General features: G+C 59.5%; 22 protein-coding genes, 4 tRNA genes and 1 pseudogene. 6 read left to right on the forward strand and 21 right to left on the reverse strand.

Translation table 11 applies throughout. From position 1 onward, the window contains the following. Window positions 1-222: 222 nt before the first annotated feature. Window positions 223-567, reverse strand: coding sequence for a hypothetical protein (locus AC1D1M_RS07900; protein ID WP_477775196.1), 345 nt, complete (start codon window positions 565-567; stop codon window positions 223-225). Between the two features lie 72 nt (window positions 568-639). Here AC1D1M_RS07900 and AC1D1M_RS07905 point away from each other — a divergent pair, with 72 nt between their 5' ends. Beyond that, window positions 640-2,148 carry a sensor histidine kinase gene (locus tag AC1D1M_RS07905; protein WP_477775197.1) on the forward strand — a complete coding sequence of 503 codons (1,509 nt, stop codon included), beginning with the start codon at window positions 640-642 and terminating at the stop codon, window positions 2,146-2,148. 45 nt (window positions 2,149-2,193) lie between these two features. Here AC1D1M_RS07905 and AC1D1M_RS07910 read toward each other — a convergent pair whose 3' ends face one another. The 5 genes from AC1D1M_RS07910 to AC1D1M_RS07930 all read right to left on the reverse strand — a co-directional run bounded on the left by AC1D1M_RS07910 (window position 2,194) and on the right by AC1D1M_RS07930 (window position 3,902). Further along, complete coding sequence (locus AC1D1M_RS07910) at window positions 2,194-2,904, reverse strand: response regulator (protein ID WP_477775198.1); 711 nt, start codon at window positions 2,902-2,904, stop codon at window positions 2,194-2,196. A gap of 585 nt (window positions 2,905-3,489) precedes the next feature. After that, window positions 3,490-3,565, reverse strand: a tRNA-Gly gene (locus AC1D1M_RS07915). Between the two features lie 3 nt (window positions 3,566-3,568). After that, window positions 3,569-3,644 (reverse strand) — tRNA-Glu (locus AC1D1M_RS07920). A gap of 104 nt (window positions 3,645-3,748) precedes the next feature. Further along, window positions 3,749-3,824, reverse strand: a tRNA-Gly gene (locus AC1D1M_RS07925). 2 nt (window positions 3,825-3,826) lie between these two features. Further along, a tRNA-Glu gene (locus AC1D1M_RS07930) sits at window positions 3,827-3,902 on the reverse strand. Window positions 3,903-4,287: 385 nt separating this feature from the next. On the opposite strand from AC1D1M_RS07930, the gene AC1D1M_RS07935 reads away from it, so the two are divergent. After that, window positions 4,288-5,046: a hypothetical protein gene (locus tag AC1D1M_RS07935; protein WP_477775199.1), complete on the forward strand. Its 759-nt coding sequence runs from the start codon at window positions 4,288-4,290 to the stop codon at window positions 5,044-5,046. Between the two features lie 59 nt (window positions 5,047-5,105). Here AC1D1M_RS07935 and AC1D1M_RS07940 read toward each other — a convergent pair whose 3' ends face one another. The 4 genes and pseudogenes from AC1D1M_RS07940 to AC1D1M_RS07955 all read right to left on the reverse strand — a co-directional run bounded on the left by AC1D1M_RS07940 (window position 5,106) and on the right by AC1D1M_RS07955 (window position 9,531). Then, window positions 5,106-5,987, reverse strand: coding sequence for a methyl-accepting chemotaxis protein (locus AC1D1M_RS07940; protein WP_371918576.1), 882 nt, complete (start codon window positions 5,985-5,987; stop codon window positions 5,106-5,108). Then, window positions 5,967-7,070: pseudogene (locus tag AC1D1M_RS07945) on the reverse strand (HAMP domain-containing protein); the annotation flags it as partial. The pseudogene AC1D1M_RS07945 and the gene AC1D1M_RS07940, both read right to left, overlap by 21 nt. A 108-nt stretch (window positions 7,071-7,178) precedes the next feature. Then, window positions 7,179-8,564 (reverse strand): aminotransferase-like domain-containing protein, encoded by a 1,386-nt coding sequence (locus tag AC1D1M_RS07950; RefSeq protein WP_477775200.1) that lies wholly within the window; start codon window positions 8,562-8,564, stop codon window positions 7,179-7,181. A 205-nt stretch (window positions 8,565-8,769) separates the two neighbouring features. Next, entirely contained in the window at window positions 8,770-9,531 is a 762-nt protein-coding gene (locus AC1D1M_RS07955) for an SDR family oxidoreductase (protein ID WP_477775201.1), read from the reverse strand. 236 nt (window positions 9,532-9,767) lie between these two features. Here AC1D1M_RS07955 and AC1D1M_RS07960 point away from each other — a divergent pair, with 236 nt between their 5' ends. After that, entirely contained in the window at window positions 9,768-10,772 is a 1,005-nt protein-coding gene (locus AC1D1M_RS07960; RefSeq protein ID WP_477775202.1) for an NADP-dependent oxidoreductase, read from the forward strand. Between the two features lie 131 nt (window positions 10,773-10,903). Here the strand turns inward: AC1D1M_RS07960 and pyrF are convergent, their stop codons facing one another. Then, a complete protein-coding gene (gene pyrF, locus AC1D1M_RS07965) occupies window positions 10,904-11,602 on the reverse strand; it encodes an orotidine-5'-phosphate decarboxylase (RefSeq protein WP_173677935.1) in 699 nt (232 codons plus the stop codon). 296 nt (window positions 11,603-11,898) lie between these two features. Between pyrF and AC1D1M_RS07970 the strand changes: the two genes are divergently transcribed. Beyond that, on the forward strand, window positions 11,899-12,657 hold the full coding sequence (locus AC1D1M_RS07970; protein WP_477775203.1) for a response regulator: 759 nt from the start codon (window positions 11,899-11,901) through the stop codon (window positions 12,655-12,657). Then, window positions 12,657-13,706: a sensor histidine kinase gene (locus tag AC1D1M_RS07975; protein ID WP_477775204.1), complete on the forward strand. Its 1,050-nt coding sequence runs from the start codon at window positions 12,657-12,659 to the stop codon at window positions 13,704-13,706. The genes AC1D1M_RS07970 and AC1D1M_RS07975 overlap by 1 nt, the downstream gene beginning before the upstream one ends. Before the next feature lie 93 nt (window positions 13,707-13,799). Here the strand turns inward: AC1D1M_RS07975 and AC1D1M_RS07980 are convergent, their stop codons facing one another. From AC1D1M_RS07980 to AC1D1M_RS08025, 10 genes are all read right to left on the reverse strand, one after another. Further along, the gene (locus tag AC1D1M_RS07980; protein WP_477775205.1) at window positions 13,800-14,855 is read right to left on the reverse strand and encodes an AI-2E family transporter; all 1,056 of its coding nucleotides are present in this window, start codon (window positions 14,853-14,855) and stop codon (window positions 13,800-13,802) included. Between the two features lie 69 nt (window positions 14,856-14,924). Beyond that, window positions 14,925-15,731, reverse strand: coding sequence for a DUF4892 domain-containing protein (locus AC1D1M_RS07985; protein ID WP_477775206.1), 807 nt, complete (start codon window positions 15,729-15,731; stop codon window positions 14,925-14,927). 8 nt (window positions 15,732-15,739) lie between these two features. Beyond that, on the reverse strand, window positions 15,740-16,399 hold the full coding sequence (locus AC1D1M_RS07990) for a glutathione S-transferase family protein (RefSeq protein ID WP_477775207.1): 660 nt from the start codon (window positions 16,397-16,399) through the stop codon (window positions 15,740-15,742). A 50-nt stretch (window positions 16,400-16,449) separates the two neighbouring features. Next, window positions 16,450-17,304 (reverse strand): alpha/beta hydrolase, encoded by an 855-nt coding sequence (locus tag AC1D1M_RS07995; RefSeq protein WP_223593624.1) that lies wholly within the window; start codon window positions 17,302-17,304, stop codon window positions 16,450-16,452. Then, complete coding sequence (locus AC1D1M_RS08000; RefSeq protein WP_477775208.1) at window positions 17,301-18,107, reverse strand: alpha/beta fold hydrolase; 807 nt, start codon at window positions 18,105-18,107, stop codon at window positions 17,301-17,303. Before AC1D1M_RS08000 ends, AC1D1M_RS07995 begins: the two co-directional genes overlap by 4 nt. A 126-nt stretch (window positions 18,108-18,233) precedes the next feature. After that, on the reverse strand, window positions 18,234-18,677 hold the full coding sequence (locus tag AC1D1M_RS08005; protein WP_477775209.1) for a hotdog fold thioesterase: 444 nt from the start codon (window positions 18,675-18,677) through the stop codon (window positions 18,234-18,236). A gap of 32 nt (window positions 18,678-18,709) precedes the next feature. Further along, window positions 18,710-20,377: an AMP-binding protein gene (locus tag AC1D1M_RS08010; RefSeq protein WP_477775210.1), complete on the reverse strand. Its 1,668-nt coding sequence runs from the start codon at window positions 20,375-20,377 to the stop codon at window positions 18,710-18,712. A gap of 167 nt (window positions 20,378-20,544) precedes the next feature. Continuing rightward, window positions 20,545-21,000 carry a phosphohistidine phosphatase SixA gene (gene sixA, locus AC1D1M_RS08015; protein ID WP_477775211.1) on the reverse strand — a complete coding sequence of 152 codons (456 nt, stop codon included), beginning with the start codon at window positions 20,998-21,000 and terminating at the stop codon, window positions 20,545-20,547. Beyond that, on the reverse strand, window positions 20,997-21,344 hold the full coding sequence (locus AC1D1M_RS08020; protein WP_007974561.1) for a DUF4389 domain-containing protein: 348 nt from the start codon (window positions 21,342-21,344) through the stop codon (window positions 20,997-20,999). The genes sixA and AC1D1M_RS08020 overlap by 4 nt, the downstream gene beginning before the upstream one ends. A 31-nt stretch (window positions 21,345-21,375) precedes the next feature. Further along, window positions 21,376-22,401, reverse strand: coding sequence for an NAD(P)H-dependent glycerol-3-phosphate dehydrogenase (locus AC1D1M_RS08025; protein WP_150812165.1), 1,026 nt, complete (start codon window positions 22,399-22,401; stop codon window positions 21,376-21,378). 195 nt (window positions 22,402-22,596) lie between these two features. Here AC1D1M_RS08025 and AC1D1M_RS08030 point away from each other — a divergent pair, with 195 nt between their 5' ends. Continuing rightward, entirely contained in the window at window positions 22,597-24,720 is a 2,124-nt protein-coding gene (locus AC1D1M_RS08030) for a TonB-dependent receptor plug domain-containing protein (RefSeq protein WP_477775212.1), read from the forward strand. Window position 24,721: the final 1 nt, after the last annotated feature.

Raw genomic sequence — 24,721 nt, forward strand, 5'->3', positions numbered from 1 at the left:
AACCCCATAAACAAAAAACAGAAATTGAACGACGGGACCTGATTTCACGGCCGCACCGAGCCCTTACTGAATTGCGTGCAATCAGCAGTGCTCAACTGAGGATCAATGCCTCATGGCAACCGTACTTACAGGCAGGTATTGCGCCTCAAGGGGGCGACGGCCCATGAGTGCAGGGCGAAAAGAAGGTGTAACTTGCAAAACGCCCCGTCACGTATCGGGGCTCTATGTATCTGTCCATGTAGCTCTCTCAGGCATAGGCGGCTTGTCACAGATGCCACACATCCAGCGATCAGAGTCATTGGCCGGAATATGCTCGCGAAGATCGCCATAGTCCGGGAGTTCCTGAGGGGTGATGGCACGGTTCTGCGTCCATGCGGCTTCGTCAACAAGCCTTTTATCCATGAGCAAACTGGCATCGACTACAAATTGACTAGTCTGTATTGGAGACGGGTTCCACACGCTTGGTGGCGGAGTCGGGAAATCATTACTATTGGTAATAACCCCCGGCCGTTTTTGCCGGAAATAGCGATTACCCAGATTGATCGAGAATCTTTTTAAACTATTCATCGCCCCTCCCGCCTTGAACCTCAAACGCTAGCTATACACTCCATTAAAAATGAGTATTGAGGTGCTACCCGGATGTGTACAGAGACGAAAGCCCAGTCAAATTCTGAGACCTTGGTCAAAGAATCGGATCAGACCTTGGTCGAATCAGACGCTGACCAAACGTCCAGTGGCGCAGTGCCCGGGAGACAGAGCACCGGTGCGAAATTGCGCCATTTAAGCCGCTCAACCCAGTTCGTCATCTGCGCCACATTAATTCTGGGTTTGACCATGACGTTCGTTGGAAACCTCGTAAGCCAGAGTATTGAAGATGCAACGGTTCAAACGGCGGCAGAGGCGGGGGCGCGTTATATGGAGCACTTTCTCGAACCTTTCGTCCAAGGATTAACCACTGCCAAAGAACTCCCCGATGGAACTATTCAGACCATTGATCACCTGCTGTCTAACACCTCGTTGAGTACACATGTTGTCTCGGTGAAGATCTGGCTTCCAGACGGCACGATTGTCTACAGCACCGACAAATCCGCGGTCCAAAAAATTTTTCCGACAGAGGAGATCTCACAGGCGCTGACAGGCAAGATCTATACAGAACTGGACAATGATCTTGAGATTAATACTGCGGATGATATTGAGGATGCTTTTGAGCGAAGCCTGAATATTCCGCTCTATGAAATTTTTGCTCCACTGCGCGAAACGGGTACTGGAAAGATTGTTGCGGTTGGTGAGTTCTACGAAACCGCGGAAGCGTTACAGCGCGAAATCAATAACGTTCGCAAGAAAGTATGGGCGATTGTTGGTGCAGCAACGATGGCCATGCTTTTGCTGTTATTTTTTATCGTTCGGCGTGACGACAAGATAATAAAGCAGCATGAAACAGCACTTAAATGGCGAATGCATGAGCAAGAAAAGTTGCACTCAAATAACGCCGCCCTTCAGCGCAAAGTCACTACAGCCAATCGCGAATTCTCCAGAATCAATGAACTCACTCTTCGTCGGATCGGGGCAGATCTTCATGATGGTCCTGCTCAGCTGTTGTCACTAATTCTCCTTCGCCTTGAAGAGCTCGAAGATTCGCAAGGCGCCTCAGATGGGGAAGTCCTCGAAATGATCAGACGTGCCGGCAAGGATGCTTTAAACGAAGTGCGGGAAATATCACTCGGCCTGGCACTTCCGGAAGTCAATGATCTAACCCTGCACGATGCGCTGGTATTGCTTGCCGAGCGGCACGAAGAGCGAACCGAGACGCGAGTCGAACTGGAGCTTGATACTCTTCCAGACGATGTACCGATAGCGCATAAAATTTGTATTTACCGCTTCGCCCAGGAAGCATTGAACAATGCTTATATTCACGCCGGAGGAAAAGGCCAGAAACTCAGCGCCTCTCACTCCGAAGGGCTACTGGAAGTGCAAGTCGAGGATGCGGGAGTGGGTATTTCAACCGAAAAACCAAGTGTGCCAGGTCGTGGCAAAACTCATCTGGGCCTTGTCGGCATGCGCTATCGCGTCGAATCCCTCGGCGGAATATTCATCATTGAATCGGCGCCCCATGCCGGAACCAAAGCCAGGGCGCAGTTCAAAATCTGATCAGCCGTGCCAAAACGATCGTTGCACTCATGTAACCGGAAGCGCTTATCGCCCGTTACTTGTCTTACCGTTGTCATTCAAGTCGCGGCGTTGAAGAGCACCACATAAGCCAGGTATATGGTCACTCTCCCAATGCCGTCTCACTGCCGCGACTGCCTGCGTCCGGTTACGAACGCGTAGCTTGTACATGACATTCGTCATGTAGTGCTTGATTGTCTTCTCGCAGAGCTCAAGCTTGATAGCAACCTCGCGGTTAGTCAGGCCCTTCGATACCTCCCGGATAACTTGTTCTTCGCGATGGGTCAGCTCGACCTTTTGCTTATCACCCGCGTGCTTTCTGAAATTGCCTAAGAGCTTGCTGGCAAGCTTGGGTGTAATGAAGGTTTCACCACCGGCAACATTTCTGATGGCTTGTACAAGTTCACGACCGCTTATGCCTTTCAACGCATATCCCTGCGCGCCCGCTTCGAGGGCGGAATAGGCGTCCTCGATGGACTCAGATACCGTCAGCATCAAAATTTTAACTGCCGGCGAAGAAGCTGAAATCGCTCGCACGGCAGCAAAGCTATCGCCCGGCATATTTACATCCATCAGCAAAACATCCGGAGCAAAACGAGCGGCAATTTCCAGGGCATCATCGGCAGACCCGCCCTGCCCGACCACCTGAAAGTCAGCTATTTTCTTCAGCGCCATTGTGACCCCATCCCTTAACAGCGGGTGATCATCAACGATGCCAATCTTGATCATGGAACTCATAAGAAGCTCCTCATGTGTCATTTTTCACCCCTCGCATCATGCCGAATCTGGCAAACCCCGCCGTCTCCATGATGTCCGGGACGACAGCTGTTGCGGGTACCACGGGGTGGTGCAACTAATGAGCCATTTCAATAGGGCGAAGAAAAAGTTCAAATGAATTAACAAGCTGTTTCTGAGTGTTTCAAGCGACAGAAAGGGTGAGAGGGGGGAATATTCCTCAAATCAGGTGGTAAACGCCCGGTTGGGTGGGTGAAATGCCCCACTTATGGAGATACCGACCGCTTTGGGTAGAGGCTGCTTGGCCGAAGGCGACGTGGATTTAATGGGTCGAGAAGGGCCGCTTCTGGCAAACAGCCACCCGGAAAACCAGTCGCGTAATGAACATCACTTTCAGGTCCACAGGTTTCAGCTCTCGCCACGGCATGGTCAGATCCTCGGAATCGACCAGTGCCAGTTAAAGACTGTTACCTATGTGCTTGAACTGTTTTGTTACCTATGTGGGTGAGTCATACCGCCCATTTTTTCAATTTGGTTTTATACGCGCAAACGAAAACGCCGCTCAATGAGCGGCGTTTTCGTTAAATATGGAGCGGGAAACGAGACTCGAACTCGCGACCCCGACCTTGGCAAGGTCGTGCTCTACCAACTGAGCTATTCCCGCAAATGGCGTCCCCTAGGGGACTCGAACCCCTGTTACCGCCGTGAAAGGGCGGTGTCCTAGGCCACTAGACGAAGGGGACACGCTACCCGGAACACATGGTGTGTGTTTCGGTGCCCAGACCCGCATCCGAAGACTTGGTTCTGGTTTCACTCAGCCCTGCCCGAAAGCAACGCTGTTTAAAATTGGAGCGGGAAACGAGACTCGAACTCGCGACCCCGACCTTGGCAAGGTCGTGCTCTACCAACTGAGCTATTCCCGCATTGGCGTCCCCTAGGGGACTCGAACCCCTGTTACCGCCGTGAAAGGGCGGTGTCCTAGGCCACTAGACGAAGGGGACACACGTACAACATTCACTCCCTGCTTCGTTTCGCTGTGTGCTTTACGCTGCAAGTGGCGCGCATTCTATGGATGGATTGAGAGGTCGTCAACCCCCTGATATAAATTTATTTAAATCAATGACTTCACCCTGCTTTTGGGAGCCATTGCGGTTTTTCCGCTGCCCGGCGTTTGACGCCTATATTCTGGCACCCGCCAAGACGTTATAGTCCATCCGGTGATGGCAATCTGCATATCGAGTGCCATCATTTATAGAAGCGGGGCTCCGGCCGATATAAGTACAAGCATGTCCGATCCAACCCGTCGTGCGGGCCTGGGCGCTCAAATGCCAAGCCATCAGACTCGCATGCGCAACCTATAAAGAGGTCTTACCGGTGACGCCACTCATGATCACCCTGCTAGTCGTAGCCGGGATCGCACTGTTGATCGCCATTGGCTACATGAACCATGTGGTGGAAAACAACAAGCTGGAAAAGGCCCGTACCAAGATTGAGCTCAATGATCGTCTGCGTCGCTGCGGCGAAATCACCGAGACATTCCCCGGCCAGTTGATGACCCCGGCACTCAAGCTGTTGTTGGCCCGCCTGGAACTGAACGTCTGCCAGCGTCTGCTTAACCTGGAAAAATCCAGCGCCAACCTCAAGGCACGGATCGCCGAGCTGGAGGACCTTGTCGGCCAGGGTGAATCCATCCCGGTCAACAATCCGCCAGCACCGATTCAGACAGAAGCCAAGGCCAAGGATGTACGCTTCCTGCTCGAAGCCCTGCACGGCCAGATTACCCGCGCGGCACAGGACGGCTTCTTGCCACCCAATGAAGCCAAAGGCTGGATTCGCGAAGTACGCCACATCCTGGTGCTGCTGCACATCGAGTTCTTCAACAACCTCGGCCAGCATTCCCTGCAACAGAACCAGCCCGGGCAGGCTCGCCTGGCATTCGAGCGCGGCGTGCAATACCTGCGCAAACAACAGGAACCACAGGTCTACGCCGAGCAACTGGAGTACCTGGAAAAACTCCTGGCTCGCGCCAATGACCAGGTCATGGATCGCATCGCGCCGGTCGAAGGCGAGGTCAACCAGTTGACCGAAGGCCTCAAGGACGTCGAGGTCGACGCGGACTGGAAGAAGAAAGTGATCTACGACTGATCATCGAAAACACAAAAGCCACCGAGAGGTGGCTTTTTTTGGTCTGGCCGAAGATCATTTCAAAGCCTGAAATGCCCCACCATCCCCTTCAGTTCAACCCCCAGTTGCGCCAGCTGAATACTGGACGCGGCATTGCCCTGCATTGCCAGCGATGACTGATCGGCACTGGCGCGAATACTGGTGACACTGCGGTTGATCTCCTCGGCCACCGAGCTCTGCTCCTCCGCCGCCGCGGCAATCTGCTGGTTCATCTGCTGGATCAACGACACCGCCGCCGCAATACTGCCCAACGCACTCTCGGTCTGCAAGGCGTCACTGACCGCCAGCTTCACCAACTCGCCACTGCTCTGGATCTGCTGCACCGACGACTGCGCCGCCGAGCGCAAAGCGCTGACCAGGCGTTCGATTTCCTCGGTCGATTGCTGGGTGCGCTTGGCCAATGCACGCACTTCATCGGCCACCACCGCAAAGCCCCTGCCCTGCTCGCCGGCCCGGGCCGCCTCGATCGCCGCGTTCAATGCCAGCAGATTGGTCTGCTCCGCCACGCTTTTGATCACACTCAAAACCGTGCCGATGTTCTGGATTTCCGCACTCAGACTTTCGATGCTCGAACTGGCGGAAGTGGCCGAATCCGCCAATTGCTCGATCCGTGCCATGCTCTGACGCACCACCTGCTGACCGCTTTCAACCTTGCCATCAGCCGTTTGCGCAGCCAGGGCCGCTTCCTCTGCATTGCGCGCGACATCATGCACCGTGGCCGTCATCTGATTCATTGCGGTGGCGACCTGTTCGGTTTCCTCCTTCTGCGTACTGACCTCAAGATTGGTCTGCTCAGTCACCGCCGACAGCGATTGGGCCGAAGTCGCCAACTGCTCGATACCCGACTGCAAGCCGCTGACGATATGGCTGAGCCCCGCGCCCATTTGTTGCATTGCCTGCATCAACTGACCGATTTCGTCACGGCGGGTCACGTCAATGGTCGCACTCAAATCCCCTGCGGCAATCTGCTGCGCCACCTGAATCACACGGCGCAGCGGTGCCACGATCAACCGGGTGATGATCCACGCGGCAACCAGCCCAACCAGCAAGGCCAACGCGGAAGAGCCAATGATCAGCAGCGAGTTCTTTTTCAGTTCAGCCTGCATCGCCTGGTCTTGCGCGACATAAGCCTGATCCACCCGCTCGACCACTTGGGCGGCGCGTTGGTGCAATTGCTGATAGACGGTTTTTTCCTGTTCCAGCAGGCCGGTGTACTCGGCGAGCTTGTCGCTGAAGCTGGCGATATGACCCGTCACCTCATTGAGGACGGTCTGGTAACCCTCGTCCTTGACCGTGGTCTTGAGCTGCTCGGCCTGGGTCAGTGCCTGGCTGGCCTGTTCGATCTTGCCCTGCCCCGCACTGTCGTCGCCTTTGCGGCTTTGATCCAGGCGCACGCGAGCTTCATTCATGGCTTGCAGCATCAAGCGTGAAACCTGGCTGACCTGACTCGCCTGCTCGATGAATTGCGCACCGTCCTTGCCTTCGGAATCTTTCAGCGTATAGGCGCCGTCATCGGCGAGACCGGATTGCAATACATCAAGATTATTGGCCACGCTGGACACCGACCAAGTGGCCATTTCCAGCGCCAGGTCCTTGGCCTGGGTGAGCGAGACAAACTCGTCGAAGGCCTTGCGATAGGCCCCCAAAGACTGTTCGACATCGCTCATCACCGGCACGTTGGCCGCAGACGCGGCCTTGAGCTGGCCGGCCAGGGCGATCAGGCCGTCGACGCCCTCGTGCAGGGCATCGACGGTTTTCGGATTGCCGTGCAAGGCGTACTCCTGCTCCAGCAGTCGCACCTTGAGCAAACCGCTGTTGAGCGATGACATTTGCTTGAGCCCGTCGAAGCGCTGGCTGATGGTTTGCAGGGACCAAACGCCAATGCCCGCCACCAGCGCAGTCAACAACAGCACCAGGACAAACCCGACACCCAGTTTTTTCGCCATACCGAGGTTGGCAAAACGTCCTTGCACGGCCGAATTCATTGCACTTAGTCCCCTGCCAAAGTCTGTAGACGCAGATTCGCAACGGGCCAGTAGCAACACAAGGCTCTGGCGCCGGAATAATGGCAAAAAGCTACATCAACGTCGTTTTCAGAACGCTGGAGGTCGATCCCGAGCAGTGGCCTGAAAGAACGCACGGGCACGCGGATCGCAGGCATAGGCCACGTTGATGCGCTGCCAGTCACTGACCTCACCCGAGGAGTTGAAGGCGGTCTTCGATGACAGCAGTACACCCGAATGCCGTGCCTGAAACCGCACCTGATCGTAGTCGGACATTCGTGATCGCGCCCAGATGAACAGGCCTCCTGCCGGTTTGCCGAAAACTTCCCATTCGGCATCTTCGAGCAATTGCAACACCGCCAGCCGGTCGCTGTTCAAGCGTTGGCGCTGACGCTGCACCAGTTTGCCGTAGGCACCGTTAGCCAACAGGCACGCCAGCACCGACTCGCAAAATCGTGAGGCGCCCATGCCAGTGATCATCTTGACCTCGGCCAGACGCGTAATGACTTCGGAACCGGCCACCACGAAACCGACCCGCAAGGAACTGCTGAGTGTCTTGGAATAGCTGCCAACGTAGATCACGTTGTCGTCCAGCGCAGCCAGTCGCGTACCGGAACCGCTATGCAAATCCGCATAAACGTCGTCTTCGATCACCTGCACGCCAAAAGCCCTGGCCAGTTGCAGCACGCGGCGCGCCACCGCCGGTGCAAGGCTGCTGCCGGTCGGGTTGTGATAGAAGCTATTGATGACCAGCCCTTGAGGCCGGTGTTTGAGCAGCACTGATTCGAGCACGTCCACGTCCGGCCCGCGCGGTGTTCGCGGCACCTCGACCATCTGGATGCCGTGCAGCCTGAGCAGATCGAACAGCACCGGATAACCGGGACTTTCCACGACCACACAGTCACCGGCCTTGAACAGTGTCCGCACAATCAGGTCGAGCCCCTGACTGGCACCCGTTGTGGTCATGATCCGGTTGTCCTGCACCGGGATATCCAACTGCCTGAGGCGCTTGAGTATCTGTTGTCGCAAGGCTGGCAAACCCAGCGGCGTGCTGTAGTTGAACAGGCTGGCCGTATCGGTACGACTGACTTGCCGAATCGCGTAACTCAGATCGTCTGTCTCGCGCCAGCTTTCAGGCAGCCCGCCACAGCCCAGCCTCAACTCGCTCGAACAGGGCCCGTGCTCGGGCTCAGCCCCCTCGAACCACGCGGGCTCGTGCTTGGCACCCGTAGCCAATGCCGGGTCGGCAACCATATAGCCGGCCCCATGACCTGACACCAGCATCCCCTGCGTCACCAGACGTTCGCAGGCCTGAGCAACGCTTAACTGACTGAGCAAATTGATCCGCGCAATCTGTCGCACCGAAGGCAGGCGCGTACCGGGCGATACCCCACTGGAACAAAGCCAGCAGGTCAGCGCGTCAACAATTTGCTGTACGACGGGCACCAGCGCCTGTCGGTCGATTCTCAATTCCATGAGCAAGCAAACTCCAGTTGATTTTGCGAGCAGCAGTTAATCACAGGAGTGTTCGAAGACATGTGCGACAACGCAGCCAAAACCATTGGATCTAATCATTTGAAACACATTGCTTCGCCCTTTGACGGAACCAAAAAAACCTGTGGGAGCGAGCTTGCCCGCTCCCACAGGTTCCGTGTGTACTCGTGAATCTGTGCGTCGCTTTTTAAAACGCAGTAACGCCGCCATCCACTGCCAGCGAATGACCGGTCGTGAACGCCGCGCCATCGCTGCACAGGTACAGCACCGCGCTGGCGATCTCTTCGACCTTGCCGATTCGACCGACCGGATGCATGGCGTTGGCGAACTCGCCTTTTTTCGGGTCGGCTTCATAAGCCCGGCGGAACATATCCGTGTCGATCACCGCCGGGCACACCGCGTTGACCCGGATCTTCTTCTTGGCGTATTCAATGGCCGCCGACTTGGTCAGGCCGATCACCGCATGTTTAGAGGCTGCGTAGATGCTCATTTTCGGCGCGGCCCCAAGGCCGGCCACCGATGCCGTATTGACGATCGCGCCACCCCCTTGCGCCAGCAGCAGCGGCAACTGGTATTTCATGCACAGCCAGACACCTTTGACGTTGACCCCCATGATCGCGTCGAACTCGTCGACGGTGCCTTCGGCCAGTTTGCCTTTCTCGATTTCGATACCGGCATTGTTGAAGGCATAGTCGAGGCGACCGTAGGTGTTGATCACCTCATCCATCAGATTTTTTACATCGCTTTCCAGAGTAACGTTGCAGCGCACGAAGGTCGCTTCGCCACCGGCCGTACGAATCAGCGCCACCGTGCCCTCGCCGCCCGCCGTGTCCATATCGGCCACCACTACCTTCAGGCCCTCGGAGGCAAATGCCTGGGCGGTCGCGCGGCCAATACCGGCCGCCCCGCCTGTCACCACGACCACCTGGCCGGAAAACGTCATGCTCATTGTTATGTCCTCGAAGAGAAGAAAGCAGGGAATCGCGTAGGACCAGTCTAGCCATGGAGGTCTTGAACACGGCAGCACTATCAAAGCTCCGGTTGGGCGCCCATGAGTTGCAGTGATGGAACTGCCGTACCAACTATCACTGCACTGGATCAACCTGCATTCGCCGCATCAGCCGAACTTGCGGCATCGTCGCTGACCGGCTATCAACAAAGCTTCATTCATCTTGAGTGCCTGCCATGACCTCCCAGACCAATCGCCAATTCCTGCTCGCCAAACGTCCGGTTGGCGCGGCGACCCGCGAGACATTCACTTATCAGCAAGTGCCGGTCGGCGAACCGGCGGCGGGTCAGATCCTGGTCGAAAACCAATACCTGTCCCTGGACCCGGCCATGCGGGGCTGGATGAACGAGGGCAAGTCCTACATCCCGCCGGTCGGGCTCGGCGAAGTCATGCGCGCATTGGGTGTGGGCAAAGTCATTGCGTCGAACAGCCCGGGGTTCGCGGTCGGGGATTACGTCAACGGCGCCCTGGGCGTGCAGGATTACTTCCTTGGCGAGCCGCGAGGCTTCTACAAGGTCGATCCGAAACTGGCACCTCTGCCACGTTACTTGTCCGCACTGGGCATGACCGGGATGACGGCGTACTTCGCCCTGCTCGATGTCGGCGCTCCGAAGGCCGGTGACACCGTGGTGCTGTCGGGCGCGGCCGGCGCCGTGGGCAGCATTGCCGGGCAGATCGCCAAGATCAAAGGCTGCCGGGTGGTGGGCATCGCTGGCGGCGCGGACAAGTGCAAGTTCCTGATCGATGAACTGGGTTTCGATGGCGCTATCGACTACAAGAGCGAAGACGTCCTCGCCGGTCTCAAGCGCGAGTGCCCGAAAGGCGTCGACGTGTATTTCGATAACGTCGGTGGCGACATTCTCGACGCAGTGTTGAGCCGCCTGAACATGAAGGCGCGGGTAGTGATTTGCGGTGCCATCAGTCAGTACAACAACAAGGAAGCGGTCAAGGGGCCGGCCAACTACCTGTCACTGCTGGTCAACCGTGCGCGCATGGAAGGATTTGTGGTGATGGACTACGCCGCCCAATACGCGAGCGCCGCACAGGAAATGGCCGGCTGGATGGCCAAGGGGCAGCTCAAGAGCAAGGAAGATATTGTCGAAGGACTGGAGACTTTCCCGGAGACGCTGATGAAGTTGTTCAACGGCGAGAATTTCGGGAAGTTGGTGTTGAAGGTTTGACTCAACAGTTGAAGCGACCACAAAACCATTGTGGGAGCGAGCTTGCTCGCGATAGCAGAGTGTCAGGCAACATTGATGTCACTGATCCTCCCTCATCGCGAGCAAGCTCGCTCCCACAGGTTTAGCGGTGTTTAAGCCAATTCAGCCACGACCGAAGCCAACGCCTTGGCTGGATCTGCCGCCTGGCTGATCGGACGACCGATCACCAGATAGTCGGAACCGGCATCCAGCGCCTGACGCGGGGTCAGAATGCGGCGCTGATCGTCCTGAGCGCTGCCCGCCGGACGAATCCCCGGGGTCACCAGTTGCAGCGACGGGTGCGCCGTTTTCAGGGCCTGGGCCTCCAGGGCCGAGCACACCAGGCCGTCCATCCCGGCTTTTTCCGCCAGGGCAGCCAGGCGCAGCACCTGTTCCTGGGGTTCGATGTCCAGACCGATACCCGCAAGATCTTCACGCTCCATGCTGGTCAGCACGGTCACACCGATCAGCAGCGGTTTCGGACCAGTGCGCTGATCCAGCACTTCACGGCACGCGGCCATCATGCGCAGGCCACCGGAGCAATGCACGTTGACCATCCACACGCCCATTTCCGCAGCCGCCTTCACGGCCATCGCGGTGGTGTTCGGGATGTCGTGGAACTTGAGGTCCAGGAACACTTCGAAACCCTTGTCGCGCAGGGTCCCGACGATTTCCGAGGCGCAGCTGGTGAAGAGCTCCTTACCGACTTTGACCCGGCACAGCTTCGGGTCCAACTGATCGGCCAGCTTCAGTGCGGCGTCACGGGTAGGGAAATCCAGGGCGACGATGATAGGAGTCTGGCAGGCGGACATGAGTGGGCTCTCAGGCAAGTCGAAATCGGCGCGCATTGTAGCGGAACCAGCGCCGCTGCGGGACCCGATGATCGGTAAATCGTCGCGACGGCTCCGGCAAGACTAGCCCTTGAGGCCATTGTGTCGAGTTCGATACACGCACGACACGCCCGCAACACCCGGGCCCGCTACCCTCGGCAACCGCAACAGGTCCTTGCAACAGCACTTCCCGCCTCAGGGCCGGACGCCTATGCTGGAACCACAACCTCGCAGCCTATCTTTGTGGTTGGCAGCCTACCTGGCAGATGAACACACGCATGCACAACGCCCAAGCACCCGTGAACGACGACCAAAAAACGCCCGGTGACGACAAACGCTGGAGCATTCGCGCCCTGATCGTCGACGATGACGTGCCGATCCGCGAATTGATGATCGACTACCTGGCCCGGTTCAACATCCACGCCAGCGGCGTCACCGATGGCGCCGCGATGCGCCAGGCAATGCAGGCGGAGCATTTCGACGTGGTGGTGCTCGATCTGATGCTGCCCGGTGAAGACGGTCTGTCGCTGTGCCGCTGGCTGCGCGCCGAGTCGGACATCCCGATCCTGATGCTCACCGCCCGCTGCGAACCCACCGACCGGATCATCGGCCTCGAACTGGGTGCCGATGACTACATGGCCAAGCCGTTCGAGCCCCGCGAGCTGGTGGCGCGGATCCAGACCATCCTGCGTCGGGTGCGCGATGACCGCAGCGAACAGCGGGCGAACATTCGATTCGACAATTGGCGCCTGAACAGCGTGCTGCGGCAACTGATTGCCGACGATGGCCTGGTGGTGCCGCTGTCCAACGCCGAATTCCGCCTGCTCTGGGTGTTTATCGAACGTCCGCGCCGCGTGCTCAGCCGTGAACAGCTGCTGGACGCCGCTCGCGGCCGTTCGATTGAAGCCTTTGACCGCAGCATCGACCTGCTGGTGTCGCGCCTGCGCCAGAAACTCGGCGACGATCCCAAGGCGCCGCAGTTGATCAAGACCGTTCGCGGCGAGGGTTACCTGTTCGATGCCCGAGACATCGGCTGATGCGCGGGCGCTTCGATACGCTGTTCGGCCGCCTGTTTGGCGTGTTGTTGCTGGCGATTATCCTCGCGCACCTGCTGGCCTTTGCCTGGTTTCACCATTACGGCCCGCCGCCACCGCCGCCTCCACCGGAGTTTTCCGAAGGCCTGGACGGGCCACGCCCGCCACTGGACCCACGCTTCGAGAAACGGCCGCCACGGCCGTGGTTCGGCGGCCCCTTGGTGCCCCTGACGTTTCAGTTGGTCTCGCTGATCATTGCCGCCTGGTACGGCGCCAAACTGCTGAGCCGGCCGATCCAGCGCCTGAGCGACGCGGCCGAGCGCTTGAGCGAAAACCTCGACAGCCCGCCATTGGAAGAATCGGGGCCACGGGAAGCGCGGCAAGCGGCGCATACCTTCAACAAAATGCAGCGCCGCATCCTGGAACAGGTCAAGCAGCGCTCGCGCATGCTTGGCGCGGTGTCCCACGACCTGCGCACGCCGCTATCGCGGCTCAAGCTGCGGCTGGAGAAAATCGACGACGACAAGCTGCAAGGCCAGATGCGGCAAGACCTCGACGACATGATCAGCATGCTCGACTCCACGCTCACCTATCTGCATGAACAGCGCACCAGCGAAGCCCCGCAGTGGATGGACGTGCAGGCGTTGGTGGAGTCCCTGAGCGAAAATGCCCAGGACCAGGGTGCGAACGTCCAGGCCAGCGGTCACTGTGTCCCCCTGCAAGTGCAGCCGATGGCCTTGCGCTCGTGCATCAACAACCTGATGGACAATGCCCTGCGCTACGCCGGACAGGCGCTGATTACCCTGGAAGACCATCGTGAACAGCTGGTGATTCGGGTCATCGACCATGGCCCGGGTATCGCCGCCGAACAACGTGAAGCGGTGTTCGAACCCTTCTTTCGCCTTGAAGGCTCGCGCAATCGCAATTCCGGCGGCGTTGGCCTGGGCATGACCATTGCCCGCGAGGCCGCGCAACGAATGGGCGGGCAGCTGACACTGGAAGAAACCCCGGGTGGCGGACTGACGGCCGTGATTCGCCTGCCACGTATCTGAACCCCCATCCGATCCATTGTGGGAGCGGCGGTGCGGCGATCCGACTTGCTCCGGACGGCGTTCCGCGAAGAGGCCCTAAGCAGAATACAAATCTCAGGGCCGGCGATCTTCGACCCGTGCCTGGGTCTTGCTCCAGTCGATCAACAGGCTGTAGGCCACCGCCAGCAATGTCGGACCAATGAACAGGCCGATAAAGCCAAAGGCAATCAACCCACCAAACACCCCAAGCAGCACAATGACCAGCGGCAGATTACCGCCACGGCTGATCAGGTACGGTTTAAGCACGTTGTCGACACCGCTGATGACGAATGTGCCCCAGATCCCGAGGAATATGGCCATCCCGTACTCGCCTTTCCAGGCCAGCCACGCGGTTGCCGGAATCCATACCAACGGCGGGCCCATCGGAATCAGGCTGAGCATGAACGTCACAATGCCGAGCACCAACGCACCCGGTACGCCGGCAATCAGGAACCCGATCAGCGCCAGGATCGCCTGAGCCGCCGCCGTGCCGATCACACCGTTCACCACCCGCTGTACCGTGCCTGCCACCAGCTCAATGTAGTAGCCGGCCCGCTGACCGATCAACCGCTCCAGCAACGTGTGTACAAACGCCGCCAGGCGCGGCCCGTCACGATAGAAGAAGAACACGAAGACGATGCTCAAGGTCAGTTCGAGAATACCGCCGCCGATCTGCGCGCTGCGCGCCAGCAACCAGTTACCCACCTGCCCCAGATAAGGTTTGAGCGACATCATCATCGCCGCGCCCTGCTCATCGATGCTGTTCCAGATCCCGACCAGCCGCTCGCCCACCAGGGGAATCGAACCCAGCCACACTGGCGCTTCGGGTAGCCCCTCGACCTGCGCATCCTTGATAAATGCCGTGGCATCGCGCACATGATCGGCAAGGTTGAAACCCAGCCACACCAGCGGTGCCGCTACCAGCACCATCCAGCCCAGCGTCAACAATGCCGCCGCCAGAGACTCGCGGCCATTGAGCCAACGGGTCAGCAAGCGCATCAGCGGCCAACTGGCAAATGCCAGGACCGCGCCCCAGAACATCGCCGACCAGAACGGCGCCATCACCCAGAAGCTCGCGCCGAACAGCACAACGAGCAGGATCTGCACCAATAGGCGATCGTTATTGATCATCAAAAGTCTCGAAAAAGTCAGTCAGCAAAAGAGTAGGCGAACGCAGCGTACACGCTCGCCCGGTACAGCCTAGCGCAATAGCTCGATGTGCAGGCCAGAGCCTTCGGCGCTGCCGGTTTCCATCCGCGCGGCACGCACGCCCTGGCCAATCAGTGCCTGACGCCAAGCTTCGGCGTTCGCTCCGGAAATACTGACCCGCAAAGTAGTGTCCAGATTCAGTCCGCGAGAAACCAGGCGTAGCCAGGTCTCGTCAGGGGCGCTGTTCAATGTGGAAAAATCGAGCTCACCGGTGCTCTTGAGTTCACGCAGCAAGGTCGCGGAGGTTGGCAACAACTGGCCCAGCGGCGCCGAAGCTTCGAACTGTTCGACATGCAGGTAGGCTTTGCGATTACCGCGGGTGATGCTGTACAGCGCGACGAGGGTGTTATCCCGTGGAGCGGCAAGTCGCAGCAGCAAATAGGCTTGTTGATCGTCGGCGCCGTACAGCTTGGCGTTGCCGAAGACTTCATTGGCCCAGAGGCTGCTTTCGCCGCAATCGCGCGCCTGGCACCAAAAGAGCAACCCGGCGTCCTGCTGTTGCAAAGCCTCGCGGGCAGCGGTGAACGCCTCGATGGATGAATGCTCCGGTGGCAACTCGTAGGTCACCGAAGTGACGTTGCCGCGGGCACTGACCTGACCGTCGAAACGTAACTGGCCACTGATCTTGCGGATCGAACCCAACGGGTAGATCCGCTCCAGTTCGGCGGCAGGGCGATAGTCGACAATCTGCGCGTCGACCATGCGCGGCACTATCGGCAGGTCCTGACTGCCCGGAACATCGGCGGCGAACAACAAGGGACTGAAACTGCACAGCACCAGCAGACTGAATGAACGCATGGATAGACTCATCGGATCAGCATGGCCTGGGCGCCCTTGATGACACTGGCTTCATCGGCGCGTTGCGGTACCTGCAGACCACGCTGCACCGCCGACCGGTCCTCCAGGGTTGCCATCCAGCGTTGCAACGCCGTCAAGCCCTCCACCGAGACGCCCGACCACTCGTAACCGCGCACCCAGGGAAAGGTCGCGATGTCGGCAATGCTGTACTCGCCGGCGAGGAACTCCACACTTTGCAACCGCGTGTCGAGCACTTCGTAGAGGCGACGGGTTTCATGCTGATAGCGGTCGATGGCGCCCTGGAGTTTTTCCGGAAAGTAGCGGAAGAACACGTTGGCCTGCCCCTGCATCGGGCCGATTCCCCCCATCTGGAACATCAGCCACTGCAATACCAGCGAACGTCCCTTCGGGTCGCTCGGCATCAGTTTGCCGGTCTGTTCAGCGAGGTATATCAGGATGGCACCGGATTCGAACACGGCGAAATCGCCGTTTGCGCGGTCGACAATCGCCGGAATCCGGCCATTGGGGTTGATCTTGAGGAAGTCCGCGGACTTCTGTTCCTTTTTGTCGAAACTCAAGGCATGCACCGTGTAGGGCAGGCCGAGTTCCTCGAGCACGATAGAGACCTTGTGGCCATTCGGGGTCGCAGCGGTGTAGAGATCTATCATGGTTGTCTCCCATTTCAACCCGCCAAGCCTCGACAGTTGCCCGGCGCAAGTCAAGGAATGGCGAAGAACCGATTGAAACAGTCTGCGACAAGATCGGCACCGGACTCGTCATTCAGGTGCAAATGGTGGCCGCCTGGCAGCTGTTCCCGGCTAAAGGGTAGACGCTCCAGCAATTCTGGGTGTTTGGCGAGCATGCCGTCGGCGGCAACCACCAGTGTTGCAGGACACTTGATCCGCTGGACGAAGGCCATTGCCTGTTCGGTCGTAAGACGCAGCGGCGATGGCAGCGTGAGGCGATTGTCGGTGCGCCAGGTGTAACCGCCTGGCACCGGCATCAGACCACGCTGAGCCAGCAGTTCAGCGGCCTCGCGGCTGACCGCCACCAGGCCCTTCATGCGCGCTTCGATGGCTCGGTCGAGGGTGTCGTAGACCGGTTTGCGCTTTTCCCGCAGATCCAGTTGCGCTTGCAGGGCCATGCCCATGCGCTCGGCAGCGTTTTCACCTTTGTCTGTAGGAGGAATGATGCCGTCGATCAACGCCAGGTGGGTGACCCGCTCGGGCATCGACCCGGCGATGATCAGCGAAGCAATGGCGCCCATCGAATGCCCCATCAGCGCAAATTTGCGCAGGCCAAGCTGTTCGGCGACCTGCAGCACATCGTGGGCGTAGTCCCACATGGCGTAACCGGCTCCCGGCGGGCGATGCCCGGAATGACCGTGACCGGCCATGTCCAGGGCGATGATGCGCAGGCCTTTGAGCTTCGGCGCCAGACGGGCAAAGCTGTTGGCGTTGTCCAGCCAGCCATGCAGGGCAATGACCGGCAAACCGTCTTCAGGACCGAACAGGTGCGCCGCCAGTTCGATGTGCGGCAGGCTCAGGCGAACCTCTTCGACGACGTGGCTCATGCGCAATCCTGTTGTCGACGGCCGTCCCAGCGGTAGAACAGGCCTTTGAGCATTTCAGCGGTATCAAGGGGACGTTCGAGCGGAAACATGTGGCCGCCGGGCATGGTCAACGACTCGCCCAGCGGCAGGCGGTCGACCGAACTGGCGTGATGACGCATCACCACACGGCTGTTGTGCCCGCGAACCACCGCCAGCGGCACTTGCAACCGCCGAGTGCTGCCCGGGCTGGTGTGCGGCACGCCGCGATAGATGCTGATTTCCGTGGCCGGGTCGAACCGTAGGCGCAGCTTGTCGCCGACCTGATGCAAGCCATGTTGCAGGTAGGCATCGAAGCATTCCGGGTCGAAGCCGCGAAACAGGGTTTTACCGGCGAAATACTTGCGCGCGCTTTCCAGGTCGGTGAACTCTTCACGGCGGCCCAAGGTACGCCCGGCCGGGGTCAAGCGGTCGATGAAACCGAAGCGTTTGGCCGCCCGGATGACCCATCGATCGGTTCGGGTCAGCACTGGCGAGTCGAGCATCACCACCCCGCGATACAACTCGGGGCAGCGCAAGGCCGCATGCAGGTGCAACACGCCCCCGAAGGAGTGACCGACGCCCCACACGGGCCCGGCCTGTTGTTGCAGGTGATGGATCAGCTCATCCACCAGGTTGTACCAGTTGTCGTCCGCCGGGAAACGCGGGTCGTGGGCGTGCTGCTCCAGATGCGTCACCTGAAACTCGGGTGCCAGCGCCGCAAACAACTTGCCGTAGGTCCCCGAAGGAAAACCATTGGCGTGGGCGAAAAAGATCTGTTGCGACATACCTGCAAATCCATGAGCGAGAACAGGCGTTGATTGTCCGCAAGACCGCGTCCTACAGCAATGACCATAACTACCAGGAATGGTGGTAGGAGCTGCCGCAGGCTGCGATCTTTTGATTTCAAACCGTCAACGTAACGGCGGATTCTCACCCAGCGGCACCACCGCCATGGTCAGCCGCGACACGCAACTGGCCTTGCCCTCATCGCTGGTCAGGCGAATGTCCCAGACATGGGTCGTGCGGCCGATGTGGATCGGCTTGGCCACCGCCGTCACCCGTCCGCTGCGCAGGCCGCGCAAATGGTTGGCGTTGATTTCCAGGCCCACGCAATAGAATTTGCTGGCATCGATGCACAGGTAGCTGGCCATGGAGCCGACCGATTCGGCCAGCACCACCGAGGCACCGCCATGCAGCAAACCGTAAGGCTGATGGGTGCGATGATCGACGACCATGCTGGCGGTCAGGGACTCTTCGTCGAAGGCCTCGAAACGGATATCCAGCAGTTCGCCGATGGTGTTTTTCTGGATTGCGTTCAACTGCTCGATGTTGGGAGTGGTACGCCACAGGCTCATCGCAGAGTTTCCTCGTTGGTTTTGTTCGTGGATCAATCCTGCCACAGCACCGCTTCGCTGCGCTCGCTCCATTCCTCAAAGCGCTCACCGTAAGCCGCTTCGATCACGTTGCGCTTGATCTTCAGGGTCGGGGTGAGAAAACCGTTTTCCACGGCCCAACTGTCCTTGACCACCACCAGGCGCCGCAGCCGTTCATGTTTGTCGAGGGCGCCGTTGACCTCTTCCAGCAGTTTTTCCAGGCTGGAATGCAAGCCGGCGCGCGCGGCCCCGCCGGCATCCTGCTGGCCGACCGCCGACAACACGCACAAGCCCAACGGTGCACCCAAGCCATCGCCCACGACACAGACCTGTTCGATGCGCGAGTGCACGGCCAGACGATTTTCAATCGGCGCCGGAGCCACGTATTTGCCTTTGCTGGTCTTGAAGATTTCCTTCAGGCGTCCGGTCAGGCGCAGATTGCCTTCGGCGTCCTCCTCACCCTTGTCGCCGGTACGCAGGAAGCCGTCCTCGGTAATGGTGTCGGCGGTTTTTTCCGGTTCCTTATAATACCCAAGCATGGTTGCGCCACTGCGCACCATGACCTCCCCTGTCTCGGCGATCCGCACTTGGACTTCCGGGCACGGCTTGCCGATCCAGCCCGGCTTGTTCTGGCCCGGCATGCCGATGTGCGAATAGCCGCAACTCTCGGTCATCCCGTAGACCTCCAGCACATCCAGCCCCAGTTTGCGATACCACAGCAACAAGGTCTGCGGCACCGGCGCAGCGCCGGACAACGCGATGCGCAACGCATCCAGGCCCAAACCGGCGAGGACTTTATGCCCGACCCGCTTGCCGATGATCGGCAGACCGAGCAGGAAGTCGAGACGTTTTGCCGGAATCTTGCCGTACACGCCCATCTGGAATTTGGTCCAGATGCGCGGCACGCCAAACAGTGCGGTCGGGCGCGCACGTTGCAGGTCGGTGAGAAAGGTGTCCAGGCTCTCGGCGAAAAACACCGTTTGCCCGGTGTAAATCGATGCCAGTTCGACGAACATCCGCTCGGCAACGTGGCACAGCGGCAAATAGGACAGCAGCCGGTCCGACTCGTTGAGACCGAACAACGAAGTGCCGCGGGTGGTGGCGAACCCAAGATTGCCGAAGCTGTGCATCACGCCTTTGGGCATGCCGGTGGTGCCAGAAGTGTAAATGATGGTCGCCAGTTGATCGGCGGCAGGTTTGGGATCGTCCTGGATCGGCGAGCTGCGTTGCAGGTCGGCCCAGCTGAAATCGAACGTACCCGGCGGATGCAGGGGCAGGCTGATGGTCGGCAGGTCGGGGCTGACTCCACGGGACATGCCTGGCCAGTCGTCAAGCTTGCCGATGAATGCCAGCGCCGCCTCCGAATGTTCGAGCACCTGGGCAACGGTCTCGGCGGTCAGGTTGGGGTACAACGGCACCGAGACATGCCCGGCCATCCAGATCGCCAGGTCGGCAATGATCCAGTGCGCACAGTTCTTCGAGATCAGGGCGATATGGCTGCCCTGCGGCAGTTCCCGCGCTCGCAACCAATGGGCCGCGCAACGGGCCTGGTGACCGACGTCCGCCCAGGTCAACGTCTCGACCTGACCGCCTCCGACAGGCTGGACCAGAAAGCGCTGGCGGGGATGACGGGCCTCACGCTCGTAGAAAACGTCCAGCGGCAAACGAAAAGCAGCAGACATGCGACTCGCTCCTGTGGTTTTGGTCTGGAGCAAGCGTAGCCAACCAAGCAAGTGCTTGGTTGATTTTTTAACAGAAAACCAAAATCAAAAGATCGCAGCCTGCGGCAGCTCCTACAAGATGCACGCCATTTCCATGTAGGAGTTGCCGCAGGCTGCGATCTTTGCTTTTATGGGTGCTTGATGCTGTTCAGCCTCATCGACCCGACTACCAACTCATTGCTCTCGAGCTCGGCCAGGCCGGCGGTGCTGACCCGCTCCGGTGGATGTCCCGCGCCATGTTGCAAGTAACTCAACAAATTCCCCACCAGCGGATTGTGGCTGACCAGCAGGACATCGCTCACCGCCACCATTTGCTCGGCGACCTTGTCCGGCTCGGTGTCCGGCGTCAGCCACTCGACGGTGCGGATCTCCGGCTCGAACCCCAAAACCTCGCGCACCAGATGCGCGGTCTCCTGCGCTCGCAGGTACGGGCTGGCATAGATCGCCGTCAGCGGCTTCCCCATCAACTGCTCGGCGCTGCGCAGCACTTCCTTACGACCGTGGTCCGTCAGTTCCCGCTCCGAATCGTGGGGACGGGAGCCGTGCGGTACAGCTTCACCATGACGCAATACCCAGAGTTTCATAGCTTGGGTTCCTCATCTCGAGCCGGATGCGGTGCCGGTGCCACGACATGCGGCGCCTCACCTTCCGGTGTACGCGGCGTCGGCCAGTCGGCGAACGGCCAGGGTTTCTGGTCGCTGTGAAAGCTGCCGAAACGACCGATCTGCGCCAGAAACTGGCTCAGACTGTCGCCGAAATTCATCAGGCTGGCGCTCGGGGCGCCATAGAACAAACGATAGATCAACTGCACCAGCACGACGGCGCCGAGGATGAACTGCGCCACTTGCCACACCAGCACGAAGACGATCATCCACAGCACCCGCAGCAAGATGGATTCGTACTTGGCTTCTACTTTTGGATCGTTCATGCGCAACTCCCTGCTTTTCTGGCAAGCGTGATTAGTTGAAACCACTGGTGGAAATAAAGTCGACGTCGGTTTTCGGCTCGCCACGCATTAACAGACCGATGACCTGCTCCAGCGTGCGGCCCTCGAACAGGATTGCGTGCAGCCCGGCGACCAGCGGCATGTACACACCAACCTCCTGGGCCTTGGCCTTGAGCACTTTAAGGGTGTTGACCCCTTCGGCGACTTCGCCCAGGCGCGTGACCGCCTCGTCCAGGCTCAGGCCCTGGCCGAGGGCGAAGCCGACCTGATAGTTGCGGCTCTTGGGCGACGAACAGGTCACGATCAGATCGCCCACGCCCGCCAGCCCCAGGAAGGTCATCGGGTTGGCGCCCTGATTCACCGCGAAGCGGGTCATTTCCGCCAATGCCCGGGTGATCAGCATGCTCTTGGTATTTTCCCCCATGCCCAGCGCCACCGCCATGCCGGCGATGATCGCATAGACGTTTTTCAACGCCCCGCCCAACTCCACGCCGAAACGGTCGGCGCTGGCGTACACACGAAAGGTGCGCCCGTGCAGCGCGGCCTGAACCTGCTGGCAGAGTTCTTCGTCTTCACTGGCGACCACTGTGGCGGTCAGCGCGTGCTCGGCGATTTCACGGGCCAGGTTGGGTCCGGACAGGACGCCGATGCGCGCCTGCGGGGCGATCTCTTCGAGGATCTCGCTCATCAACTTGAACGTATGGGCTTCGATGCCTTTGGTCAGGCTCACCAGCATTTTGCCGGTCAAGCGTTCGGCGTGGGGCACCAGCACCGAACGCAGCGCGCTGGAGGGCAATGCGACGAAACACAGGTCACAGGCGTCCAGGGTGGCTTGCAGGTCGGTGACCGGCGTAACGCCGGGCAGAATCTTGATGCCTTTGAGGTAACGCGGGTTTTCGCGATTGACCCGAATGGCCTCGGCCTGTTCGGGGTCACGCATCCACTGAAGGACCTGATGCCCGTTCTCGGCCAGCAGATTAGCCACGGCGGTTCCAAAACTTCCGCCTCCCAGGACCGCAATCGGGCGCTGTTCAGTCATATGCAATCCGTTAATCCATACCAGTGGCGATGTCGGCATTATACGGGGCGGCCCATCGGCGGCCAGCCCCGACATCAAATACCTGCACCCGTAGGAAGAAGACCAATAAAACCGAGGAAAATGCAGACATCGTGAATGGAAAAGTCATTCGGCTCGGTTAACATGCGCGCCAACAATCACTGACAGGGATCTGTTGTGTCTCCGGGCTCTCCTTCACCGCATTCGCCTCTGGTACTGGCGCTGATTTTCAGCTCGCCGGTGCTGGCCGACGACTTGTTCCTGGACAGCGAACCGCTGCCGCAAGTGCTCACTGCCACGCGCCTGAAGCAGTCGCCGGCGGCCGTGCCGGGAAGCATGACGGTGATCGACAGCGCCCTGATCCACGCCAGCGGTGCCCGCGACATCAGCGAACTGCTGCGCCTGGTGCCGGGGATGATGGTCGGCAACATCAGTGGCAACCAGGCAACGGTGAACTACCACGGCACCAACGCGACGCAAGCGCGACGCATGCAAGTGCTGATCGACGGGCGCTCGGTGTATCGCGCCGGCCTGGCCACCGTCGACTGGAGCGACATTCCGGTGGCCATGGAAGACATCGAGCGCATCGAAGTCTTTCGCGGGCCGAATACCGTCAGCTACGGCGCCAATGCCCTGATGGCGGTGGTCAACATCATTACCCGGCGGCCGGCCGACAGTCACGGTACGCGCATGAAGGTCACCCAGGGCCAGCGCGGCATCAACGACTTTTACGCCAGCCAGGGCATGGGCTGGGAGGACGGTGACTTGCGCCTGTCCCTGTCCGGCCAGCAAGACGACGGCTTCGACACCGACCATACCGGCACCGACTACCATGACAGTCGCCGCCTCGATCGCTTCAACCTCGCCGTCAGCCAGAGCCTCGACGAACGGCAAAGCCTCGATTGGCAATTGAATGCCAAGGACGGCACCAACCAGCGGCCCTATACCTACCGGCCGGTGTTCCCGGGGATTACCCGCGCGGGCGACGACTCCGATGTCACCGCCAAGGACTACGCCGGGTCATTGCGCTGGAATCTGGACGTCAATCCCGACCACAGCCTTTATATCCAGGGTTCGGCCCAACACTGGGATCGCCAGCAAACCTGGCGTGCTTGCGACGCAGAAATTTCGTTCAGCCCGCAACTGACCGAACTCTGGCAATTGAACCCAAACTACACCGAACGGCTGGCCCGCAACATCACGCGTTTCATCGGTCCTGGTGCGCCGGCCGGCACACCCGCCGAGCAGGCGCTGGCCAACCAGGTACTCGATCAATGGCGCAACGGCGCGAGCCAGACCGTTTGCGGCGACATCGACCAGAGCACCCGGGAATCGCGCTACGACCTCGAACTGCAGGACACCCTGAGCCTTGCCGATAACCTGCGGCTGGTCAGCGGGATGAATTATCGTTACGACCGGGCGGATTCCGAGACCTACTTCAATGGCACTCTCGATGACACGATCTGGCGGGCGTTCGGCCAGTTCGAGTGGCGTGCCAGCGAACACTGGCTACTGCAAGGCGGTGCCATGTTCGAGGACACCCGGTTGATCGGCAGCTCGCTAACGCCTCGCGTGGCGGTCAACTACCTGATCAACCCGCGCCACGGCTTGCGTGCCGTTTATTCCGAGGCAGTCCGCTCACCGGACATGTTCGAGAACAACGTCAACTGGAGTTATCAGGTCACCAACCTCAAGCCCGGTGCCTTTGGCCAGTCCAGCGCCCGTTATTTCGTCAAGACCCGTGGCCCCGGAGACCTCGATCAAGAGCACATGCGCTCCCGGGAGCTGGGCTACAACGGCTACTTTCCCGAACCGGGGCTGGCGCTCGACGTGAAGCTGTTCCACGACGAAATCACCGGCATGATCAGTGAACCGCTGCGCAACAATCAGTACATCGCCAGCAACGCCAACAAATCGCGTTTTTCGGGCGCCGAAACCCAGCTCGACTGGCGTGTCGGCAGCCTCGATCGCCTGCGACTGACCTATGCCTACGTCGATGCCGACGCCAGCAACCCGCTGGATGCCAGACAAACTGCAAGCAACAGTGGTTCGGCCGGATGGCTGCGGGATTGGGGCCTGGGCTGGAACAGTGCTCTTTTCTACTATGGCGATGATGCCCTCAACGACTACCGCTTCGAACGGGTCGACGCGCGAATCGCCAAACGTATTGCCCTGGGCAAGGCCAGCCTGGAGTTGGCCGGGGTGCTCCAGCAACGGCTGGACAATCAGCCGAGCACCTTCCTCGACAACAATTATGACCAGCGCCACGTGATGTATTTCAGCGCGGAGCTGGAGCTTTAAG

It is taken from the genome of Pseudomonas sp. P1_F7 (assembly GCF_056405655.1).

Coding starts and splice junctions, on each gene's coding strand:
- AC1D1M_RS07900 (WP_477775196.1), bottom strand. CDS start 567: ATGAATAGTTTAAAAAGATTCTCGATCAATCTGGGTAATCGCTATTTC.
- AC1D1M_RS07905 (WP_477775197.1), top strand. CDS start 640: ATGTGTACAGAGACGAAAGCCCAGTCAAATTCTGAGACCTTGGTCAAA.
- AC1D1M_RS07910 (WP_477775198.1), bottom strand. CDS start 2,904: ATGAGTTCCATGATCAAGATTGGCATCGTTGATGATCACCCGCTGTTA.
- AC1D1M_RS07935 (WP_477775199.1), top strand. CDS start 4,288: ATGATCACCCTGCTAGTCGTAGCCGGGATCGCACTGTTGATCGCCATT.
- AC1D1M_RS07940 (WP_371918576.1), bottom strand. CDS start 5,987: ATGCAGGCAATGCAACAAATGGGCGCGGGGCTCAGCCATATCGTCAGC.
- AC1D1M_RS07950 (WP_477775200.1), bottom strand. CDS start 8,564: ATGGAATTGAGAATCGACCGACAGGCGCTGGTGCCCGTCGTACAGCAA.
- AC1D1M_RS07955 (WP_477775201.1), bottom strand. CDS start 9,531: ATGAGCATGACGTTTTCCGGCCAGGTGGTCGTGGTGACAGGCGGGGCG.
- AC1D1M_RS07960 (WP_477775202.1), top strand. CDS start 9,768: ATGACCTCCCAGACCAATCGCCAATTCCTGCTCGCCAAACGTCCGGTT.
- pyrF (WP_173677935.1), bottom strand. CDS start 11,602: ATGTCCGCCTGCCAGACTCCTATCATCGTCGCCCTGGATTTCCCTACC.
- AC1D1M_RS07970 (WP_477775203.1), top strand. CDS start 11,899: ATGCACAACGCCCAAGCACCCGTGAACGACGACCAAAAAACGCCCGGT.
- AC1D1M_RS07975 (WP_477775204.1), top strand. CDS start 12,657: ATGCGCGGGCGCTTCGATACGCTGTTCGGCCGCCTGTTTGGCGTGTTG.
- AC1D1M_RS07980 (WP_477775205.1), bottom strand. CDS start 14,855: ATGATCAATAACGATCGCCTATTGGTGCAGATCCTGCTCGTTGTGCTG.
- AC1D1M_RS07985 (WP_477775206.1), bottom strand. CDS start 15,731: ATGCGTTCATTCAGTCTGCTGGTGCTGTGCAGTTTCAGTCCCTTGTTG.
- AC1D1M_RS07990 (WP_477775207.1), bottom strand. CDS start 16,399: ATGATAGATCTCTACACCGCTGCGACCCCGAATGGCCACAAGGTCTCT.
- AC1D1M_RS07995 (WP_223593624.1), bottom strand. CDS start 17,304: ATGAGCCACGTCGTCGAAGAGGTTCGCCTGAGCCTGCCGCACATCGAA.
- AC1D1M_RS08000 (WP_477775208.1), bottom strand. CDS start 18,107: ATGTCGCAACAGATCTTTTTCGCCCACGCCAATGGTTTTCCTTCGGGG.
- AC1D1M_RS08005 (WP_477775209.1), bottom strand. CDS start 18,677: ATGAGCCTGTGGCGTACCACTCCCAACATCGAGCAGTTGAACGCAATC.
- AC1D1M_RS08010 (WP_477775210.1), bottom strand. CDS start 20,377: ATGTCTGCTGCTTTTCGTTTGCCGCTGGACGTTTTCTACGAGCGTGAG.
- sixA (WP_477775211.1), bottom strand. CDS start 21,000: ATGAAACTCTGGGTATTGCGTCATGGTGAAGCTGTACCGCACGGCTCC.
- AC1D1M_RS08020 (WP_007974561.1), bottom strand. CDS start 21,344: ATGAACGATCCAAAAGTAGAAGCCAAGTACGAATCCATCTTGCTGCGG.
- AC1D1M_RS08025 (WP_150812165.1), bottom strand. CDS start 22,401: ATGACTGAACAGCGCCCGATTGCGGTCCTGGGAGGCGGAAGTTTTGGA.